Raw genomic sequence first — 19,621 nt, forward strand, 5'->3', positions numbered from 1 at the left:
TCAATCTCCCAGCGCTTCACCTTCACGTCGAGGGTCCGCCCCCCCGGCGAGTGATGTCTTTCCTTGCGTATCGCGCACCCGGACGATGGCCTGGGTGCCGCTGGTCATGTCGATTTCGCTCACCGTATGGCCTTTATCTTTCAGCGCCTGGATCAACGCAGGGCTGAATTGCCCCTGTTCCAGCTCAGTGGGGCCATTGCGACTGCCGAAGTTGGGCAGGTTGATGGCGGTTTGTGGGTCCAGGTTCCAGTCCAACAGGCCTATGACCGATTTGGCTACGTATTCGATGATCTGCGACCCTCCCGGCGAGCCGACAGCGGCCAGCAGTTCACCGTTCTGACGGTCGAAAATCAGCGTTGGTGCCATGGATGAGCGTGGACGCTTGCCGGGTTCGACACGGTTGGCGACTTTTTGTCCATTCTCTTCCGGGATGAACGAGAAGTCGGTCATCTGGTTGTTGAGCATGAAACCCTGGACCATCAGATGTGAGCCGAATGCCGATTCCACTGTGGTGGTCATGGACACGGCGCCGCCCTGGTCGTCCACCGCCACCACTTGCGAGGTGGAGATACGCAGTGGCGAACGGTCCGGGGCGTAGGCCACCTGGATGCCCGGTGGCGTACCGGGCTTGGCGACGCCCATGCTGCGCGGGCCGATCAGGTTGGCGCGGCTGGCCAGGTACCCGGCGTCGACCAGGCCCTTGACCGGTACAGGCACGAAGTCCGAATCGGCGACATACTGGGCACGGTCGGCGTAGGCCAGGCGTTCGGCTTCGGCGATCAAATGCACGGCTTCGGGCGCAGGCTCGAAGCCGGCGGGTTTGTCGCTCTTGATGGGTTTAATGGGGGCGAGGGCGGTGTGGCTGTCGCGCCGTTCCAAAGCCTGCAAGGTCCCGAGAATCTGCGCTAGGGCGATCCCGCCGGAAGAGGGCGGGGCCATGCCGCAGACCTGCCAGCGCTTGTAGTCGGTACACAGCGGCGCACGCTCCCGGGCGGCGTAGCCTTTCAGGTCGTTCAGCGAAAGGCTGCCGGGGTTGGCGTGGCCTTGCACCTTGGCGACGATTTCCCGGGCCACCGGTCCTTCGTACAACGCATCGGGACCTTCATTGGCGATGCGTTTGAGCACACCGGCTAATGCGGGATTCTTCAGCCGCGTGCCGACGGCTTTCGGGCTGCCATCGGTATTCAGGAAGTAAGCGGCCATGTCCGGCGAGCCTGGCAGAGACGGGTCGCCGGCGATGATCGAGTGCAACCGAGGCGAGATCGGAAAGCCTTGTTCCGCCAGCTTGATGGCCGGTTCGAACAGCGTTGCCCATTTCAAGCGCCCGTATTTTTGGTGAGCCAGTTCCAGCGCGCGTAACACACCCGGTGTGCCGACCGAACGGCCGCCGATCTGTGCGGCGGTAAACGGCATGGGTTTCCCATCGGCCTGCAGGAAAAGTCGTTCGGTAGCACCGGCCGGTGCCGTTTCGCGGCCATCGTAAGTACGCACGGCCTTGCCGTCCCAGAGCACGATGAATGCTCCGCCGCCGATGCCGGAAGACTGTGGTTCCACCAAGGTCAACACCGCTTGCATCGCAATCGCCGCGTCGATGGCCGAGCCCCCACGCCGCAACATCTCTCGCCCGGCTTCAGCCGCCAAAGGGTTGGCGGCGGCGGCCATGTGCCTGTCGGCGTGGCGGACTTGCAGATCGGCGCGGTAACCGGAGGTGATTTCCGGTGCGCTGGGTAATGTGGGTGTGGAGGAGGATGGAGCCTTACAGGCTACGAGGGTGAGGGCTATAGCCAGCAACGAAACGGCTGACAGGCGATGAAGGTTCGGCTTGAGGTCTGTAAACACGTGTTGCTCCATCCGTGGCATGGAATATAGAGTCGGACTGTAGCGATGCGAGACGCAGGGCGCAAACCGACGGGACCGCTTCTCAGCAGTACCGCCATAAACAGGATTGATCCGCATCACGGAGGAATGACCTGATGAAACTGATTGGCATGCTGGATTCTCCCTATGTTCGCCGCGTGGCCATCTCGCTTGATCTGATGGGCGTCTCGTTCGAGCATGTCGCACTGTCGGTATTTGGTTCGTTCGAGGCATTCCGCTCGATCAACCCGGTGGTAAAGGCCCCCAGTCTGGTACTGGATGACGGTAGCGTGTTGATGGACTCGACGCTGATCCTCGACTACTTCGAGGCGCAGAGCCCCACCGACAAGAAGTTGATGCCACAACAGGCAGTGCTTTTGGTCGCTTCGCTGCAGATGCTGGGATTGGCGCTGGCGGCTTGCGAAAAGGCCGTGCAGATTGTCTATGAACGCCAGTTACGCCCTGAGGAAAAACGTCATCAGCCTTGGCTGGACCGGGTGGTCGGGCAGTTGCTGGCGGCCTGTCGCGAATGGGAAGCCCGGCTGGCGTGTGTGCCGCCGACTGTTGAGGGCAGGCCGGATCAGGCCGCCATCACCAGTGCAGTCGCCTGGTCCTTCATCCAAATGATGATCGCCGATATCGTCAGGTCAGATGATTTCCCCGTGTTGCATGCTCATGCGGCACGGTTGGAAGAGACCGAATGGTTCAAGCGATATCCTCAGGTTTGAGGACGGCACGTTGTATTTGCAGGCGCCGGGTACCGGGGCAGAGCTATATCAGTTGAACGATTCGCTATGGCGAGCCGTAAACAGATCCTGTGGGATCAGCTAATTTTCTCGAGGCATAAAAAAACGGCTTATCTTTCGATAAGCCGTTTTTCAGTACTTGGTGGCTACACAGGGACTTGAACCCCGGACCCCAGCATTATGAATGCTATGCTCTAACCAACTGAGCTATGTAGCCAAGTGGCGCGCATTATTCGCCGGTAGCGAGGATGTGTCAAGCGTAAATCTGAAATATTTCTCTGCGCTTTCAACCGCTTATCCAACCTCGCCACAAATGCCCTTCAACCGAGTTGAAATCTCCCGGTATTCGCACTCAGTGCCTGGCTTCCCTGGCTCAAGGTATCCGCCGCCAGGTTCACCGCCCGTGCGCCGTCCAGCAAGCGCATGGCGGCTTGATCGACCTGTTGGATATTGCCGCTGACCTCGTCGGCCGTGCTGGCCTGTTCGTCCACTGCGGTGGCGATCTGCGCCAGGGTATCGGTCACGCTTTGCACGGCGCTGGCGATTTCTCCCAGGCGCTCGCCCAGGCTGGTAACGGCCTGGGCGTCTGTCTGTGCCTGCTCGCAGGCGGCCTCCATCAGGCTGACCGCTTCATTGACCGTAGCGCGCAGGCTGTCGACCGTGCCTGCAATCTGTTGGGTCGAGGATTGGGTACGTTGCGACAGGCTACGGACCTCATCGGCCACCACGGCGAAACCGCGGCCCTGTTCCCCGGCGCGGGCTGCTTCGATGGCGGCGTTGAGGGCCAGCAGGTTGGTCTGCTCGGCCACGCCGCGGATGGTGTCGACTACCAACTGGATCTGTTGTCCCTGTTCGCTCACCCGGCCCAGTGCGGCGGCGGTGTCGTTGAGGCGCTGGTTGAGCTGCTGGATGCTCGCGGTGGTGCGTTGGCTGTCGCGGCTGCTGTCGGTGGCGATGCGCCGGGTCTGCTGGGCGCTGTCGGACGCTTGCTCACAACTTTTTGCCACGCCTTGAGAGGTCGCGGCCAGTTGCGTTGCCGCGGCGGCGATCTGGCTGATCTGCAGCTGTTGGGCTTCGACTTCTCCCAGGGCACCGCTGGAGTGGGTATTGAGGGTGCGCACGGCATTGCTGACTTGCGACGTCTCGTGGTCGACTCCCAGCAGGCTGGTGCGCAATTGCACCACGGCGACGTTCAGGGCGGTGCTGATCGCCGCCAATTCATCGCGTCCTTCTACTGGCACTTGCAGGCTGAGGTTGCCATCACGCAACGCTTCGGCCAGCAAGGTGATGCCGCTGGCGCTGCGACGGATGGACGCTTGCAGGCAGACAAAAAGATAGAGCGCCGCCAACAGCAGGCAACCCAGCACCGTCGCCACCAGTGTGAACTGGCGGATCGCCGTGCCGTGATAATGGTTCAGTCGTGTATCCAGGGCCACCAGGGATTGCTGGCGCAGGGCGGCCAGATCGGACAGCAGGGCGTCCAGGTGCTTCTCGAAGTCTTCCGGCTTGAGGCTGATGGAGCCGCCGAACACGCCGTCATCCAGCACTTTCAGTTCGGCGTCCAGATGTTTGAGGCTCCCTTGGTATTGACCGGCCCAGGTTTGCAGATCGCCAGGCAGGCGTGCTTCCAGGAGCCCACCGGTCTTGAGCAATTGATCCCGGGCGTCGCCGATGCGGCTGCGCAGGTCCCGCAGTTGCAGGCGGCTCTGCAGGGTGAATTGGCCCGACACCACCGAAGCCTGTCCGACGCTGGCCAGACGTCCGACCCGTTCGATCAGTTCCGGAGTCTGCTGGGTCGAGATCTGGGTCAGCAGATAGGTTTCGAGCCAGGAGGCGAGGGTCAGGCGATTGTCCATCACGATCTGCTCACGCAGGGCTTGCAGCGCACTCAGGGCGGCAGTGAAGCGGTCATAGCCGTCCGGCCACCAACCCACGGCGCCCAGGCTTTTCGAGTCCAGGCCCTTGAGGCTGGTCTGCAAGACCTGAAAGCGGGCCAGGATGTCGGTTTCGGCGCCATCGGCCTGCAAGGCGGCGCTCAGCTCATCGGCGGCCTGGTTGAGGGCCGGTTGCACGGCATCGAACGCCGCCATCGCGGCAAGGGTGGCAGGCGTGGGTTGTCGATTGGTTTCCGTGGCGCGCCAACGGGCGGCGCGGTTGCGCTGGGCGGTGAGCAGGTTGTCCAGGTTATCCAGGGCCAACAACTGGCGGACCCCGGCACGTTCCCCGGAAATCAGGCTGAGCTGATCGCGATAGTCCTGGCCGATGATCCACAGGCTGCCCGTGAGTGGCAGGATGAAGAGCAGGAACAACAATTGGAATTTACCGGCGAAGCCGAAACGTCCCAATAATCTGATGCCCGGTAATAGAAAAGCCTGCATGCCCATACTCCCCTGAACACCCTTGCACTGTTTTTGTGCGTTTCTACACAAATGCTGGAACAGGTGTCCTTTTAAAAGGCCTCGAAAAGTCGCTCTGGTCGCTCTGTACGCGGGTTCTGTAGCGAAACTTCCCACTCTCGGTCCCCTTTGTAAGGGGCCGCGTTATAACGATAAATAAGGCAAGATTCAGACCATGGCGTTGCGCTATCACCCTGTGAGCGGGGATTTTTTTAGGTCCATAGCCTGCTAACGAAAAACATGCTGCACTAAAATGGCACATCGCGAGACCTGTCCTTGTGCGCTCCCGTTCGCTGAGTTGAAACGATACGAACGTCGGTCGCCCAGTGTGCTCTCGTTACGACTAAAGTACTGATTTGTATAAGTCCTAAGTTGATGTTGTAGAAATATTGCCCGTGTTAATTTGCTGCTGTGGTTGTTGGTTTGAATGGATTCTGCGGCTTTATTCAAGGGTGATCCTGGGTTACAGCAGAAGCAGGCTTTACATTCTTTCCGCCTATCGCCCTTGCCTCCCTGGAAACAAGCCTCCGGTTTCTGATTCGAACATCTCTTTCGCTACTGAGTGGATAGAGCGATGAATGCTTGTCCCCCACTTGCCACGTTTCAATGCTGGTAACAGCTGTATCGCCGTGTCCTTGAAGGCATTCGTCCGAGGCGGCGTAAGCAGCGGTGATCGATTGTTATTCGCCACGTCGTGCACACGTTGAAATGCCGCCGTCGTTGTTGACGGTAGCAATAAATAGAATCAGGCAGGGGTCGATATGAAGTTCAAGTCGTTGCAGGCACGTATTTGTGTCACGGCGGGCGTATGCCTGTTTGTTTCATCGGTCAGCCTGGTTGTCTACGGGCTCTTCACCGCTCGCTCCAATGAGCATTATGTTTCGACGGAAGTGACTGCACTGATTGAAAAATCGACGATCCGGGAAATTCAAAACCTGGCCGAGTCCCGCGCCAACGCCATTCAGGCCAGGCTGCAAACCGCCCTGGATGCAGCCCGCACCATGGCCAATACCTTTGCCGCCGGCAAAGCCGCGCAAAGTCCCCTGGCATTGGGCCGCGATCAGGTCAACAGCGTATTGCTCAATGTCCTCAAGGATAACCCTGACTTCAACGGCACATATTCCTGCTGGGAGCCGGATGCATTGGATGGACAGGATCACGCTTTCCGAAATGCCCAGGATGGCAATAACCCGCTGACAGGACGTTTTACGCCCTATTGGACACGCAGCGCGGATGGCCATGTCGCGGTGCAACCGCTGGTGGAGTATGACTCCCCGGACCTTCATCCCAACGGTGTACCCAAGGGTGGCTGGTACAGCGGCCCGCGCGACACCCTGAAGGAAAGTGTGCTGGACCCCATTCCCTATGTGGTCCAGGGCAAGAATGTCTGGCTGACCATCCTATCGGTGCCGATTGTGTCCGGTGGCAAGTTCTACGGGGTGGTCGGGGCTGACTTCGATATCGCTTTCATCCAGAAGCTCAGCGAGCAGATGTCCGCCGATCTTTACGATGGCAAGGGTTCAGTCTCGATCATGAGCAACCAGGGACTGGTGGTCGCGGACAGCAGGCGTATGGATCTGATCGGGCAACCCATCAAGGCGTTGTTGCCCGATTCCTGGGAAAAGGTGCTGAGCGATATCCAGCGTGGTCGTGGCGATGGCCTGCTCAATCCGCAAACGCAGAACATTGAAGTGTTGATGCCCATTGAACTGGGGCGCACGGGGAAGCCGTGGGCAGTGCTCATTCGCTTGCCCAAGGCGGTGGTCATGAGCCAGGCGATTGCCCTGGAACAGGAGCTGCAATCGCGCAGTATCAGCAACAGCGTCTGGCAAGTGTCCGTAGGGCTGGGTATTTCATTGTTGGCCCTCGCTGGCCTTTGGCTGGCTGCGGCAAAAATCGTCGGACCGATTCGCGAGGCGGCTGCCCTGGCGGCCCAAATCAGCCTGGGGGATTTCTCTCGTCGTCTGGTGCAGAAATCCGAGGACGAAGTCGGGCAGTTGTCCATCGCGCTCAACGACATGTCCGAGAGCCTGCAACGACAGGTCCGGGTGGCTGAGCGCATCTCCGAAGGCGATCTGGACCTGGAGGTCCGTCTGTCTTCACCTCACGATACCTTGGGCAAGTCGCTGGAGAAGATGGTCACCAACCTGAACCAGTTGATTTGCGAAGTGCAGGTGAGTGCCACTCGAATCAGCGGCAGTTCGGCGCAGGTCACCGATCTGAGTCAGTCCTTGTCCGAAGGGGCGGCCAACTCTGCTTCGTCCATTACCGAGATCAGTGCGGTGATGACCCAGATGGCTGCCCAGACCCGGGACAATGCCGCCAATGCCAAGAAGGCCGATGAGCAATCCCAGGCGTCGCGGGCCGATGCAGGCGAGAGCGACAAGTTGATGAGCGAACTGATTGCCGCAATGGCCGAAATCGATAGCTCGGGCAAGGACATCACCGCGATCATCACCACCATCGACAACATTGCCGCACAAACCAATCTTCTGGCGTTGAACGCGGCCATCGAGGCCGCCCGGGCCGGTGAGCTCGGGCGCGGCTTTGCCGTGGTCGCGGATGAGGTGCGCACCCTGGCAGCCCGCAGCGCCGAGGCCGCGCAGCAGACGGCTGCGCTGATCGCCGACTCTTCGAGCAAGACCCAACGCGGCATGGTCATCGCGGGCCGTACCGCCGAGTCCCTCAAAAATATTGTCAGCGGTACCAGTGCGGTGTCCAGCCTGGTTTCGCTGATCTACCAGGCTTCCAGCGAGCAGGCTTCAGGCTTGCAACAGGCAAGTGTCGGGTTGGAACAGATCGACGAGGTGACGCAGAAAAACCAATCGAGCTCACAAGAATGCGCGGTAGCGGCCAGGGACCTGTCGGAGCGAGCGTCGCTGATGCAACGGGTGTTGAGTCGCTTTAAGGTCAAAGGGGGCTAGTATCCGTTCCCGTGGGTACAGCCAAGCATGTCAAATCAGCACAAGAAGCCCTGCATCGGTGATGGATGCAGGGCGCTTGTCAGATCCTGTAATGATTCGTCTTGCATGAAGCGTCCTGAAACTCTGTAGGATTTTTATCCCAAATTACTTTCAGGTCGATATGAACACCCCCATGGAGCCCCCCAGTCGCTTTTCTCCTCCCATTCGTTGCATCCATCTGACGATCTCTTTCCGAGGGGGTGAATAACACCATGGAATGGATCGTTGACCCCACGGCCTGGCTTGGCCTCCTGACGCTGATCGTGCTGGAGCTGGTGCTCGGCATCGACAACCTTGTCTTCATCGCCATCCTGGCCGACAAGCTTCCTCCAGAGCAGCGGGACCGTGCCCGCATCATCGGGCTGTCCCTGGCGCTGCTGATGCGTCTTGGTTTGCTGGCGAGCATTTCCTGGATGGTGACCCTGACCGAGCCGTTGTTCGAGGTCTTCGACAAGATGTTCTCGGGGCGAGACTTGATCATGTTGTTCGGGGGCGTGTTTCTGTTGTTCAAGGCAACCATGGAGCTGCATGAGCGACTCGAAGGGCATGTGGCCCAGCGCACGGGGCGCGCGGCCTACGCGATGTTCTGGCCAATCGTTGCGCAGATCGTGGTGCTGGACGCGGTGTTTTCGCTGGATGCCGTGATCACCGCCGTGGGTATGGTGGAACACTTGTCGGTCATGATGATTGCGGTGATTTTCTCCATCGGCCTGATGATCATCGCGAGCAAGCCGCTGACCAGATTCGTCAACGGGCACCCCACTGTCATCATGCTCTGCCTGGGCTTCCTGATGATGATCGGTTTCAGCCTTACCGCGGAGGGCCTGGGTTTCCACATTCCGAAAGGTTACCTCTACGCCGCGATAGGCTTCTCGATCCTGATCGAACTGTTCAACCAGCTGGCTCGTTCACGCCGCAAGAAGAGCCTGCAGGGCCGCCGCCCCATGCGCCAACGTACCGCCCATGCAGTGATGCGTTTGTTGGGTGGCCATTCGTTGGACGCCGACGAGGTCGGTGAAGAGATCGCCGACATGCTCGCAAGCGATGAGGTCGAACCGGCGTTCGACCGCCGCGAACGGGTCATGATCAGCGGTGTGCTTCAGTTGGCGGAACGTCCGATACGCGGGGTCATGACTCCCCGCGCGGAAATCGATCACCTCGACCTGGCCGACACCCCAGACGTGATCCGCACGAAGCTGATGCACTCGTCTTACTCCAGGTTGCCGTTGATTCGTGATGGTCAGGTCGATGAGCCGTTGGGTTTCGTCCACAAGAAGGAACTGCTCAAGGAACTGTTGGCGGGGCACGAGCCAGATCTGGGAGCCATGGCCCGCAAGGCAGTCAATTTGCTGGACAGTTTCACGATTCTCAACGCGCTGGAACAAATGCGTAAGGAGTCGACGCACATCGCTTTTGTGGTGAACGAGTTCGGTGATTTCGTGGGGCTGCTCACCATGACCGACATCCTCGAATCCATCGCCGGTGAGTTGCCCGATGCCAGTGAAATCGAAGGCCCGAATATCCTGGCCCAGGAGGGCGGCTTTCTCATCAGTGGTGCACTGAACCTCAGTCAGATCCGCGAGCAGACGGGCTTCCAGGCGCAGGCCACCGATGACTACCAGACACTCGCGGGTTTGGTCATGAGCTTGCTGGATCGCTTGCCGGTCATTGGCGATGAGCTTCATTGGCAGGCGTGGAGCCTGCGGGTTGTAGAGGTCCAGGAGCGTCGGGTGACGAGGGTGTTGTTGCGTCCTGACGGATATGAGACCGCGTCCAGTCGATAAACACCTGGGTTTCAGCCGCTGCGTCCGGGGAGACGCCGTAGTAATAACGGATCAGCGGCAGCTGCAAGGAGGGGAACGGGCTGGTCAGCCGCCCTGTGGATAAGTCCCTGCCTAGCAATGAAACCGGACACAGCGCCACACCCAGGCCATCGACGGCGGCCTGCAACACCAAGTGCATGTGGTCGAATGGCAGGGTCGGTCGAGTTCGCAACTGCGCGAGGCCCGTCTGTCTGGCCCAGTCCGGCCAATCACTGCTGCGAGTCCTTGCGGTCAGCAGCGTGTGCTGGAGCAGATCGTTGGGACTGTCCAGCGGCTGGCTTTGCAACAGGCGCGGGGCGGTGACCAGTATCAGGTGATCTTCCAGCAACGCGTGGGGGTGAACGTTGGCTGACCATCCGGACTGTCCGCGGCGAATCACGACGTCGAATGCTTCGCGCGACAGATCCGGTGGCCGGGTGCTGGTGACCACTTCAGGGTGGATATCCGGGTACTGCGCCATGAAGTCCGGTAATCGCGGGATCAGCCAGCGTACTGCGAAGGATGGGCGCACATTGATCGTCACTTTGCGCCGCGAAGCGCTGCGGGTCAGTGCGGTCGCGGCGTTGGCAATCTGTGCAAGGGCCATGCTGACCTGCTCGTAAAACGTCTGGCCGGCCGGTGTGAGCACGGATTGACGGGTACGACGTTCGAAAAGCAGCACCCCCAGATGTTCTTCGAGCAGCTTGATATGACGGCTGACAGCGCTGTGGCTGACATGCAGTTCTTCGGCCGCACGGCTGAAACTCTGGTGGCGAGCGGCAGCGGCGAAGGCACGCACGGCGTTCAAGGGCGGGAGGTTGGCAATCATGTGTCTAATTTAGGCACATCAGGGGTGTAATTAAAGCGTTTGTCAGCGATGCCCCTTCATACCACTCTGGGCACCACATGCTCTGGAGTGATTTCATGGTTAATTATGGATTGTTTCTGATGTTGGCTACCCTGACCGTGCTCAGCCCTGGCCCCGGGGTGGTGCTGACGATTTCCAATGCCTTGCGCCATGGCTGGACCGGTTCGTTTCCCGGCATCTTCGGTATCGCGTTGGGGGCGTTTGTCGTGGCGGGTATTTCCGCTACCAGTGTCGGGCTGATCCTCGCCGCGTCAGCCACTGCGTTCATCGTTCTCAAATATGTCGGCGCGCTGTACTTGCTATACCTTGGGATCAAGATGTGGCGTACGAGGCGTTTCATTCCAGAACTCGACATCACGTCGCTGCATCCGTGGCACCGATTCGTCGAAGCCCTGTCGATCCAACTCCTGAATCCCAAGGCGGGCTTCTTCTTTCTCGCGGTATTCCCGCAGTTCATCAAGCCGGGAGATAACTACTACAGTCAGTTTTTCCTGCTGGTGTCTTCCTACAGCTTGCTTGTCGTACTGGTTCATACCGGGTATGCATTCATGGCCAACCGTGCAAGAGGCTGGCTCTCCACGAACAGGGGGGCAGGGATCGTCGGCAGGTTGTCGGGTATCACTTTTTTCTGTTTTGGTGTACTGATGGCCTCCGCCAGCAAATGAGCGGACTCGGAGAAAGCTTCTTGCTATCCTGACCTCCCTCTTTCATGGACGAATACTGAGACCCTTCATGGCTAACGACACTTCGTCATCCATCGGGAAGATATTGCGGGGGCTGCTGTTTGCCCTGATCGGTATCGGCCTGTTGAGCATTGCCGTTCATCTCACACTTGATCGACGCGAATTCCTCGCTCATGCACAGACCGCCGATGGCGTCGTCAGCCGCTTGAATGCCGGTGGCTCGCATCCCGAGATTGCCTTTACCACCGGCAGTGGTGAAAAGATTTCCTACCCCCAGGGCGGTTTTATCTTCGGCTATCGACAGGATCAGTCGGTGCGGGTGCATTACCTGCCCGAAAAGCCGGCTGGCAGCGCCATCGTCGATGACCCGGCCGCACTGTGGGGCACCCCGGGTGTATTGGGTTGCATCGGCCTGGTGTTCGCCATTGTCGGTTTGCTGGGAATCATCCGTCAGCGTGGTCGCGGTGCGGCTCATTCACATAAAGGATTCTGATCATGAGTTACAACATCCCGATCCCGGTCAACGAAAGTCGCTGGCAGTACCAGACCGCCAGTGGCGGCGGCCTGACCGTGGTGATGGTAGCGGGCAGTGGCGGTTCGATCATCCTGCGTTCGCCCCAGGGCGAGGACGTCAGCTACCGTTACGGCGGCGTCGGGGTGGGGGCCGGATTTGGCGCGCGGCTGCCGCGTTTCGGCAAGGTCAATATCCAGATCAAAGGCAAGAGCGTGGGCGGGGCCGCGGCGGCGGAGGCGTTCCCGAGTACCGGCAAGGTCTTTGTCAGCGATGCTCTGGTCGAGCGTGACCTGACCAGCGACGACATCACTGGACCGTGCATGTATACGGAAGTGGGGGCGGGCCTGGTGGTTGGCGGTTCGGCCACGGCGTTGCTGTTCGGGCTTGATCCCAAATTGCTGGCGTTGTCGGTGGCGCTGAGCGCCAGCCCTGCGACCATGATGGCTGCCAGCATCGTCAACCGGCAATTGGTGCAGTCGGCGAAGGGAGCCCTGGTCATGGCGGGCATGAACGCTGGCGTGCAGGCCGGTGGTGGGGCGGCGGTCTATATTGGCTATCTGTTTTAGCCAGTTATGAAGAACCTGTGGGAGCGAGCCTGCTCGCGATTGCGGTGAGTCAGGCAGCATTGATGCAGATTGGACTTGGCGAGACTGGCTGGAAAACCTTGACGATGTCCGTGGGGGAGGATGCGTGGCAGTGGTGAGCTGCCACGCGACAAACCGTCAGACGTTAAAGCGGAAGTGCATCACGTCGCCGTCCTTGACGACGTATTCCTTGCCTTCCAGACGCCATTTACCGGCTTCCTTGGCACCGGCTTCACCCTTGTACTGGATGAAGTCGTTGTAGGCGATCACCTCGGCACGAATGAAGCCTTTTTCGAAGTCGGTGTGGATCACGCCGGCGGCTTGCGGGGCGGTGGCGCCGACGCGCACGGTCCAGGCGCGGACTTCCTCGACACCGGCGGTGAAGTAGGTCTGCAGGTGCAGCATTTCATAGCCGGCGCGGATCACGCGGTTCAGGCCAGGCTCTTCCAGGCCCAGGGCCTCGAGGAACATGTCTTTCTCTTCACCGTCGTCCAGCTCGGCGATTTCCGCTTCGATCTTGTTGCAGACCGGAACGACCATGGCGCCTTCTTCTTCGGCGATGGCCTTGACCACGTCCAGATGCGGGTTGTTTTCGAAACCGTCTTCAGCGACGTTGGCGATATACATGACCGGCTTGGTGGTCAGCAGGTGGAAGCCCTTGATCACCAGTTTCTCTTCGGTGCTCATGTTCTTCATCAGGCTGCGCGCGGGCTTGCCTTCGGTGAGGTGGGCGATCAATTGCTCCAGCAGGCCTTTCTGGACCACTGCGTCCTTGTCGCCACCCTTGGCGTTGCGGGTGACTTTCTGCAGTTGCTTTTCGCAGCTGTCGAGGTCGGCGAAGATCAGTTCCAGGTCGATGATCTCGATGTCACGCTTCGGGTCGACGCTGTTGGAGACGTGAATCACGTTCTCGTCTTCAAAGCAGCGCACCACGTGGGCGATGGCGTCGGTTTCACGGATGTTGGCCAGGAACTTGTTGCCCAGGCCTTCGCCTTTCGAGGCGCCGGCAACGAGGCCTGCGATGTCGACGAACTCCATGGTGGTCGGCAGGATGCGCTTGGGGTTGACGATGGCCGCCAGTGCGTCCAGGCGCGAATCCGGCATCGGTACGATACCGCTGTTCGGCTCGATGGTGCAGAAGGGGAAGTTCTCGGCCGCGATACCGGATTTGGTCAGGGCGTTGAACAGGGTGGACTTGCCGACGTTAGGCAGGCCGACGATGCCGCAATTGAATCCCATGGTGTTTCCCCTCGGTAAGAGTCAGGCCTTCTGGCTGTGCAGGTTTTTCATCGCGCGGTTCCATTCACCGGCGAGGATATCCGGCAGCACGCCGAGGGCAAAGTCGATGCTGGCATCGAGTTTTTCCTGTTCGGCGCGAGGCGCGCGACCCAGGACAAAATTTGAAACCATGCTGGCTACGCCCGGGTGGCCGATGCCAAGCCGCAGGCGGTGAAAGGTATTCTGATTACCCAACTGCGCGATGATGTCGCGCAGCCCGTTGTGACCGCCATGGCCGCCGCCCTGCTTGAGCTTGGCAACGCCCGGAGGCAGGTCGAGTTCGTCGTGGGCCACCAGGATTTCTTCAGGCTTGATGCGGAAGAAACCGGCCAATGCCGCCACGGCCTGGCCGCTGCGGTTCATGTAGGTGGTGGGGATCAACAGGCGAACATCCTGACCTTGATGCGAGAAGCGTCCGGTCAGGCCGAAATATTTGCGATCGGCCGCCAGGCTGACGCCTTGCGCGTGCGCGATGCGCTCAACAAAAAGGGCCCCTGCGTTATGCCGGGTCTGTTCGTATTCGGTGCCTGGATTTCCCAGGCCAACGATCAGTTTGATGGCAGTCACGATAGGGGCCCTTCCTGGAGTGTGGATAACGTCGCGATCAGACGTAGCGACAGTGGACGAACAATGCGGATCTACCGTTAAGTAAACTTCGCGTTCCCGCCCGCTGTCTCGCTACGTTCCAGTCCGCGATGTTTTCCGGTCACTCCGGCAACAGAGTGAAATTACTCTGCAGCGCCTTCTTCGGTAGCTTCTGGAGCAACACGTGGAGCGTGGACGTTGGCAACAGCCTTGTCATCACCGTGTGCCAGGGCAACGAACTCAACGCCTTTAGGGGCCTTGAGGTCAGACAGGTGAATGATCGTGCCGATTTCGGCGTCAGCCAGGTCGACTTCGATGAATTCAGGCAGGTCTTTCGGCAGGCAGGATACTTCCAGCTCGGAAGTCACGTGCGAGATTTCGCCGCCTTTCTTGACCGGGGCAGCTTCGTTGATGAAGTGCACTGGAACGGTAGCGGTCAGTTTCTGGCCAGCCACGACGCGAATGAAGTCTGCGTGCATGATGAACTGCTTGGCCGGGTGACGCTGCATCGCTTTAACGATGACGTTCTGCTTCTTGCCATCGACGTTCAGCTCGATCACGTGGCTGAAAGCAGCCTCGTCTTCGAACAGCTTGGCCACTTCCTTGGCCAGCATGGTGATGGACTCAGGGGCCTTGTCACCACCGTATACAACGGCAGGAACCTGGTTGGCGAGACGACGCAGGCGGCGGCTCGCACCTTTCCCCAGGTCGGTACGCGCTTGGGCGTTCAGGATGAAATCAGTCATTTTGTATCTCCAAAATAGCCATTCCGGATGACGTCTGCGACCGACGTCAAAGCGGATGGGCAAAAAAGCCCCGCCCCAACATGAGTGTTGGGGCGGGGCGCTTTTCGTCAACGGGATGTCATGTAAGGGCAGGGCCCTTAGCGGAACATCGCGCTGATCGATTCTTCATTGCTGATGCGGCGAACCGCTTCGGCAACCACCGGTGCGATATCCAGTTGACGGATACGTACACAGGCTTGTGCGGCGGCGGACAGCGGGATGGTGTTGGTCACCACCAGCTCGTCCAGCACGGAATTTTCAATGTTCTCGATTGCCCGACCCGACAGCACAGGGTGTGTGCAGTAGGCAAAGACCTTGGCAGCGCCATGCTCTTTCAGGGCCTTGGCCGCGTGGCACAGGGTGCCGGCGGTATCGACCATGTCGTCGACCAGGATACAGGTACGCCCTTCGACGTCACCGATGATATGCATCACTTCGGAGTGATTGGCTTTCTCACGGCGTTTGTCGATGATCCCCAGATCCACGCCCAGGGATTTGGCCACTGCCCGTGCACGCACGACGCCACCAATGTCCGGGGACACGATCATCAGGTTCTCGAAGCGCTGATCTTCGATGTCATCCACCAGAACTGGGGAGCCGTAGATGTTATCCACGGGAATATCGAAGAAGCCCTGGATCTGGTCAGCATGCAGGTCAACCGTGAGTACACGATCGATGCCGACGACGGTGAGCATGTCAGCCACGACTTTCGCGCTGATTGCTACACGCGCGGAACGCGGACGGCGATCCTGGCGGGCATAACCAAAATAGGGAATAACAGCAGTGATACGAGTAGCCGAGGAGCGACGGAAGGCATCAGCCATCACGACGAGTTCCATCAGGTTATCGTTGGTCGGAGCGCAAGTCGGCTGAATAATGAAGACGTCTTTACCGCGAACGTTTTCATTGATCTCGGCAGTGATTTCACCGTCGGAGAACTTACCGACAGAAATGTCACCGAGAGGGATATGCAGCTGACGTACGACACGCCGAGCCAGATCGGGGTTAGCGTTCCCCGTAAAGACCATCATCTTGGACACGCGCAGTACCTGAAGGCTGAGGGTATACCTGGATGAGTATAGGAAAATGGCAGGGGCGGCTGGATTCGAACCAACGCATGGCAGGATCAAAACCTGCTGCCTTACCGCTTGGCGACGCCCCTGTATCTGTTGCTGCGAGTGCCCAGCACTCGATTCCTTTTAGAGCAGACTTTGCAGCTTGCGATGCAACATCGAAACGTTGCTTCCTTTCGCTACAAACCCTGTAAGGGTCTCTGTCAGAAGGGCCGAGACTTTATCAGCTTCAGCTTTGCTTGGGAAGCCCCCAAACACACAACTTCCAGTTCCGGTGAGTTTTGCTTCGGTAAATTTACCTAACAAATTCAATGCGTTACGAACATCTGGATAACGCCTTGCTACCACCGGTAAGCAGTCATTTCGACTGTTTCCCTTGGGAACGGGGCGCACTTTAATGGGCGCAGAGTTACGTGTCAACAGTGGATCTGAAAAAATTTCTGCTGTACTTACAGAGACTTGCGGCACCAGTACCAGGTACCAGGGTTCTTCGGGCTCTACCAGCGTGAGTTTTTCCCCGACACCTTCGGCAAAAGCGGCGTGCCCACGCACGAAAACCGGGACATCTGCCCCCAGTTCCAGGCCAAGCGCTGCCAGCCGATCCGCGTCCCAGTCCAGTTGCCAGAGGTGGTTGAGCCCGAGCAAAGTCGTCGCCGCATTCGAGCTGCCGCCACCGATACCGCCGCCCATGGGCAGGATTTTTTCGATCCAGATGTCGATGCCCAGCGAACAGCCGGATTGTTCCTGGAGTTTTTTTGCGGCCTTGACGATCAGGTTGCTGTCGTGGGGAACGCCTTCGAACTCGGTGTGCAGGCGAATGGCACCGTCCTCGCGTACTGCGAAGGTGATTTCATCGCCGTAGTCCAGGAACTGGAAAATCGTCTGCAGCTCGTGGTAGCCGTCCGGACGACGACCCAGGATGTGCAGCATCAGGTTGAGCTTGGCCGGGGAGGGCAGGGTCAGGCGTGCAGCGGTCATGTCATTGCCCCAGCTTGCGCGGTTGCCATTGCTTGATCACCAGCGTGACATCCAGATCGCTGCCGTGCAGCTTGATCCGCTCGGGCAACCAGTAGCCGTTCTGCTGGGCATAGCTGAGGTATTCGATCTGCCAGTCGTCCTGTTCCAGGTTGGACAGGCGGCTGTCGGCATCCAGGGTCAGGCGACTCTTGCTTTCCGGTGCCGGCAGCCCGCGCACCCACCAGGTCAGGTGGGAGACCGGCAATTTCCAGCCCAGTTGCTCTTCCAGCAAGGCTTCAGGCGTGGGGGCTTCGTAGCGACCCTGATTGGCGACTTCCAGCGACACCTGCCCTGGCCGGCCGGTCAGGCGCGCCGCGCCGCGTCCCAGTGGGCCGGACAAGCGGATGTCGTAGTAGTCCTGGCGTTGCAGCCAGAACAGCGTGCCGCTGCCCGAATCCTTCGGCGCGCGGATGCCGATCTTGCCGTCGATCTGCCAGCCGTCGAGGCCGCTCAGTTGTGCCTTGTGTTCACGCCACTGGGCCGGGTTGCCGTGGCCCTGGACGGATTCGCGGGTGCCGAAGCCCGTACAGCCGGCGAGCAGGGCGATGAAGCTGAAAACGATGAAGTGGCGCAAAAACATGATTTTAAAGGGTCTCTGATCCGGTCAGGCGTTTGATGGTACCGCGCAGGATGGGGCTGTCGGGCTGTTCCTTGAGGAACTTGCTCCAGATCTGCCGGGCCTCGCGTTGTTTGCCGGCGGCCCACAGGACCTCGCCCAGGTGAGCGGCGACTTCCTGGTCGGGAAAGCGCTCCAGGGCCTGGCGCAGCAGGCGTTCGGCTTCGTCGAGGTTGCCCAGGCGGAAATTCACCCAGCCGAGGCTGTCGAGTACCGCCGGGTCTTCCGGGTTGAGCTGGTGGGCCTGCTCGATCAATACCTTGGCTTCGGCATAGCGAGTTGTGCGGTCCGACAGGGTGTAGCCGAGGGCGTTCAGGGCCATGGCGTTGTCGGGATCGCGCTGGATGATCAGGCGCAGGTCTTTTTCCATCTGCCCCAGGTCATTGCGTTTTTCCGCCAGCATGGCGCGGGTGTACAGCAGGTTCAGATCATCCGGGTATTGCTTCAAGGCCTGCTGAAGCACGTTCCAGGATTTGTCGCCCTGATTGTTGGCCGACAGCGTCTCGGCTTCGATCAGGTAGAGCTGGATGCCGTAGTCCGGCTGGGCGTCGCGCTGTACGGCCAGGCGACTCTGGGCCTCGGCCGTCTTGCCGTTGCCGATCAGGATATCGGCCTGGCGCAATTGTGCTGGCAGGTAGTCGTTGCCCGGACCGACCTGGGCGTACTCGATCAGTGCGCTTTGCGGGTCGTTGCGTTCTTCGGCAATGCGGCCCAGGTTCAGGTGGGCCGAGTCGACGTGGCTTTCCCGGGCGATCAGGTCTTCCAGATAACCCTTGGCCTCATCCCAGGCCTTGGCTTCCAGGCAGACCAGTGCCAGGGAGTAGCGCAGCTCGTCGTCCTCGGGGTACTGCTGGACCAGGCTGGAGAACTCCACCTTGGCATCGTCCATGCGGTTGTTTTCCACCAGCATGCGGGCGTAGGTGAGGCGCAGGCGCTTGTCGTCCGGATACTTCTTGATGCTTTTTTCCAGCAGCGGCAGGGCTTCGTCTCCACGGTTCAAGCCTTGCAACAGGCGAGCACGCAGCAGGATCGGCGCCACTTCGCCGGCTTCCGGGGGGGTGTCTTCCAGCAGGGTGAGGGCGCCCTGGGCGTCGCCATCCTGTTGCAGCAGCAAGGCCTTGCCGAAAATCAACTGACCATTGTTCGGATGGCGTTCCAACAGGCGATCGAAGCTTTTCATCAGGCCGCTGCGGGTTTCCTGATCGGTATCGGCAGCCGACAGCGCGAGGAAATCGAAGTGGGTATCCCCTTTGCCCTGGAGGACTTTTTCCATATAGGCCATGGAATCATCGTAGCGCCCGGCGCGTGCCAGTTGCACGGCGGCGCCGCGTTGCGCTTCGAGGTCGTCCGGGGCATTGCGGGCCCAGATCATCGCGGTATCCAGCGCCGCCTGGTCGGCCCCCAGGTACTCGGCGATGCGGAACGCCCGCTCGGAGATGCCCGGGTCCTGGGTATTGATGGCCTGGGTCACGTAGTTATCCAGCGCAATGTCGAAGCGATTGCGCTGGCCCGCCAGTTCGGCGCTCAACAGGCTGAAGATGGTTTCTTCGCTGAACGAGCCGTAGACCTTGGGTTTTTCAGGTGCCTGCGTGCTGTCTTCGACCGGCGGCGTACCGTCCGTCGAAACGGGGGCCATGGACTGGCAGCCGCTGAGCAAGGCAAGAGCGAGGAGCAACGCGGAAGATCTATTCATATAGGAAGAGGACGACTAACCTGCGGTCGGATCATCATGACACAAGCCTTCGGTCAAACATAACCGCCCCGTCGATTTACGGAGTCAGCGAGGGCGATAGAGATGCAGTGGTTGTTCTGGATCTGGCGAAGTAGGACAATTGCCGGCTTCACGTCACCATC

The 19,621-nt window shown here is 59.7% G+C and carries 16 protein-coding genes, 2 tRNA genes and 1 pseudogene; 7 read left to right on the forward strand and 12 right to left on the reverse strand.

The annotated features are described in order from the left end of the window. Complete coding sequence (gene ggt, locus FBY02_RS11645; protein ID WP_256667313.1) at nucleotides 1–1,839, reverse strand: gamma-glutamyltransferase; 1,839 nt, start codon at nucleotides 1,837–1,839, stop codon at nucleotides 1–3. 134 nt (nucleotides 1,840–1,973) lie between these two features. On the opposite strand from ggt, the gene FBY02_RS11650 reads away from it, so the two are divergent. After that, nucleotides 1,974–2,585, forward strand: coding sequence for a glutathione S-transferase (locus tag FBY02_RS11650; RefSeq protein WP_144927510.1), 612 nt, complete (start codon nucleotides 1,974–1,976; stop codon nucleotides 2,583–2,585). 158 nt (nucleotides 2,586–2,743) lie between these two features. Here the strand turns inward: FBY02_RS11650 and FBY02_RS11655 are convergent. Together FBY02_RS11655 and FBY02_RS11660 are read right to left on the reverse strand one after the other, a co-directional pair. Beyond that, nucleotides 2,744–2,820: transfer RNA gene (locus FBY02_RS11655), tRNA-Met, on the reverse strand. A gap of 103 nt (nucleotides 2,821–2,923) precedes the next feature. Beyond that, complete coding sequence (locus FBY02_RS11660; RefSeq protein WP_371921414.1) at nucleotides 2,924–4,987, reverse strand: methyl-accepting chemotaxis protein; 2,064 nt, start codon at nucleotides 4,985–4,987, stop codon at nucleotides 2,924–2,926. Nucleotides 4,988–6,000: 1,013 nt separating this feature from the next. Between FBY02_RS11660 and FBY02_RS28750 the strand changes: the two are divergent. The 3 genes and pseudogenes from FBY02_RS28750 to FBY02_RS11670 form a co-directional block, all read left to right on the forward strand. Beyond that, nucleotides 6,001–7,023, forward strand: a pseudogene (locus FBY02_RS28750) (HAMP domain-containing protein); the annotation flags it as partial. 111 nt (nucleotides 7,024–7,134) lie between these two features. Continuing rightward, nucleotides 7,135–7,923, forward strand: a complete 789-nt coding sequence (locus tag FBY02_RS28755) for a methyl-accepting chemotaxis protein (RefSeq protein ID WP_371921417.1) — start codon at nucleotides 7,135–7,137, stop codon at nucleotides 7,921–7,923. A 251-nt stretch (nucleotides 7,924–8,174) separates the two neighbouring features. After that, on the forward strand, nucleotides 8,175–9,746 hold the full coding sequence (locus tag FBY02_RS11670) for a TerC family protein (RefSeq protein ID WP_144927519.1): 1,572 nt from the start codon (nucleotides 8,175–8,177) through the stop codon (nucleotides 9,744–9,746). On the opposite strand, the gene gcvA is transcribed toward FBY02_RS11670, so the two are convergent. Then, on the reverse strand, nucleotides 9,628–10,593 hold the full coding sequence (gene gcvA / locus FBY02_RS11675; protein WP_144927522.1) for a transcriptional regulator GcvA: 966 nt from the start codon (nucleotides 10,591–10,593) through the stop codon (nucleotides 9,628–9,630). The two genes, FBY02_RS11670 and gcvA, sit on opposite strands and share 119 nt — an antisense overlap. Before the next feature lie 95 nt (nucleotides 10,594–10,688). Between gcvA and FBY02_RS11680 the strand changes: the two genes are divergently transcribed. From FBY02_RS11680 to FBY02_RS11690, 3 genes are all read left to right on the forward strand, one after another. Further along, nucleotides 10,689–11,297, forward strand: a complete 609-nt coding sequence (locus tag FBY02_RS11680) for a LysE family translocator (RefSeq protein ID WP_144927525.1) — start codon at nucleotides 10,689–10,691, stop codon at nucleotides 11,295–11,297. A gap of 67 nt (nucleotides 11,298–11,364) precedes the next feature. Then, entirely contained in the window at nucleotides 11,365–11,808 is a 444-nt protein-coding gene (locus tag FBY02_RS11685; protein ID WP_144927528.1) for a DUF3592 domain-containing protein, read from the forward strand. A gap of 2 nt (nucleotides 11,809–11,810) precedes the next feature. Continuing rightward, complete coding sequence (locus FBY02_RS11690; protein ID WP_047701413.1) at nucleotides 11,811–12,395, forward strand: hypothetical protein; 585 nt, start codon at nucleotides 11,811–11,813, stop codon at nucleotides 12,393–12,395. A gap of 156 nt (nucleotides 12,396–12,551) precedes the next feature. Here the strand turns inward: FBY02_RS11690 and ychF are convergent, their stop codons facing one another. The 8 genes from ychF to FBY02_RS11730 form a co-directional block, all read right to left on the reverse strand. After that, nucleotides 12,552–13,652, reverse strand: coding sequence for a redox-regulated ATPase YchF (gene ychF, locus FBY02_RS11695; protein ID WP_144927531.1), 1,101 nt, complete (start codon nucleotides 13,650–13,652; stop codon nucleotides 12,552–12,554). Between the two features lie 21 nt (nucleotides 13,653–13,673). Further along, on the reverse strand, nucleotides 13,674–14,258 hold the full coding sequence (gene pth / locus FBY02_RS11700; RefSeq protein ID WP_030138575.1) for an aminoacyl-tRNA hydrolase: 585 nt from the start codon (nucleotides 14,256–14,258) through the stop codon (nucleotides 13,674–13,676). A 161-nt stretch (nucleotides 14,259–14,419) separates the two neighbouring features. Further along, nucleotides 14,420–15,022 carry a 50S ribosomal protein L25/general stress protein Ctc gene (locus FBY02_RS11705; RefSeq protein ID WP_144927533.1) on the reverse strand — a complete coding sequence of 201 codons (603 nt, stop codon included), beginning with the start codon at nucleotides 15,020–15,022 and terminating at the stop codon, nucleotides 14,420–14,422. 137 nt (nucleotides 15,023–15,159) lie between these two features. Next, nucleotides 15,160–16,101, reverse strand: coding sequence for a ribose-phosphate pyrophosphokinase (locus tag FBY02_RS11710; RefSeq protein WP_003205529.1), 942 nt, complete (start codon nucleotides 16,099–16,101; stop codon nucleotides 15,160–15,162). A 47-nt stretch (nucleotides 16,102–16,148) separates the two neighbouring features. Next, nucleotides 16,149–16,223: transfer RNA gene (locus FBY02_RS11715), tRNA-Gln, on the reverse strand. 37 nt (nucleotides 16,224–16,260) lie between these two features. Beyond that, the gene (ispE, locus tag FBY02_RS11720; protein ID WP_144927537.1) at nucleotides 16,261–17,112 is read right to left on the reverse strand and encodes a 4-(cytidine 5'-diphospho)-2-C-methyl-D-erythritol kinase; all 852 of its coding nucleotides are present in this window, start codon (nucleotides 17,110–17,112) and stop codon (nucleotides 16,261–16,263) included. Between the two features lies 1 nt (nucleotide 17,113). Next, entirely contained in the window at nucleotides 17,114–17,731 is a 618-nt protein-coding gene (lolB, locus tag FBY02_RS11725; RefSeq protein WP_144927540.1) for a lipoprotein insertase outer membrane protein LolB, read from the reverse strand. Nucleotides 17,732–17,735: 4 nt separating this feature from the next. Further along, nucleotides 17,736–19,460 (reverse strand): tetratricopeptide repeat protein, encoded by a 1,725-nt coding sequence (locus FBY02_RS11730; RefSeq protein ID WP_144927542.1) that lies wholly within the window; start codon nucleotides 19,458–19,460, stop codon nucleotides 17,736–17,738. Nucleotides 19,461–19,621 lie beyond the last annotated feature (161 nt).

It is taken from the genome of Pseudomonas sp. SJZ078 (genome assembly GCF_007828255.1).
Taxonomy (GTDB): domain Bacteria; phylum Pseudomonadota; class Gammaproteobacteria; order Pseudomonadales; family Pseudomonadaceae; genus Aquipseudomonas.

Coding starts and splice junctions, on each gene's coding strand:
- FBY02_RS11680 (WP_144927525.1), top strand. CDS start 10,689: ATGGTTAATTATGGATTGTTTCTGATGTTGGCTACCCTGACCGTGCTC.
- ychF (WP_144927531.1), bottom strand. CDS start 13,652: ATGGGATTCAATTGCGGCATCGTCGGCCTGCCTAACGTCGGCAAGTCC.
- FBY02_RS11670 (WP_144927519.1), top strand. CDS start 8,175: ATGGAATGGATCGTTGACCCCACGGCCTGGCTTGGCCTCCTGACGCTG.
- FBY02_RS11690 (WP_047701413.1), top strand. CDS start 11,811: ATGAGTTACAACATCCCGATCCCGGTCAACGAAAGTCGCTGGCAGTAC.
- gcvA (WP_144927522.1), bottom strand. CDS start 10,593: ATGATTGCCAACCTCCCGCCCTTGAACGCCGTGCGTGCCTTCGCCGCT.
- FBY02_RS11705 (WP_144927533.1), bottom strand. CDS start 15,022: ATGACTGATTTCATCCTGAACGCCCAAGCGCGTACCGACCTGGGGAAA.
- ispE (WP_144927537.1), bottom strand. CDS start 17,112: ATGACCGCTGCACGCCTGACCCTGCCCTCCCCGGCCAAGCTCAACCTG.
- FBY02_RS28755 (WP_371921417.1), top strand. CDS start 7,135: ATGGTCACCAACCTGAACCAGTTGATTTGCGAAGTGCAGGTGAGTGCC.
- FBY02_RS11660 (WP_371921414.1), bottom strand. CDS start 4,987: ATGGGCATGCAGGCTTTTCTATTACCGGGCATCAGATTATTGGGACGT.
- FBY02_RS11685 (WP_144927528.1), top strand. CDS start 11,365: ATGGCTAACGACACTTCGTCATCCATCGGGAAGATATTGCGGGGGCTG.
- FBY02_RS11650 (WP_144927510.1), top strand. CDS start 1,974: ATGAAACTGATTGGCATGCTGGATTCTCCCTATGTTCGCCGCGTGGCC.
- lolB (WP_144927540.1), bottom strand. CDS start 17,731: ATGTTTTTGCGCCACTTCATCGTTTTCAGCTTCATCGCCCTGCTCGCC.
- FBY02_RS11730 (WP_144927542.1), bottom strand. CDS start 19,460: ATGAATAGATCTTCCGCGTTGCTCCTCGCTCTTGCCTTGCTCAGCGGC.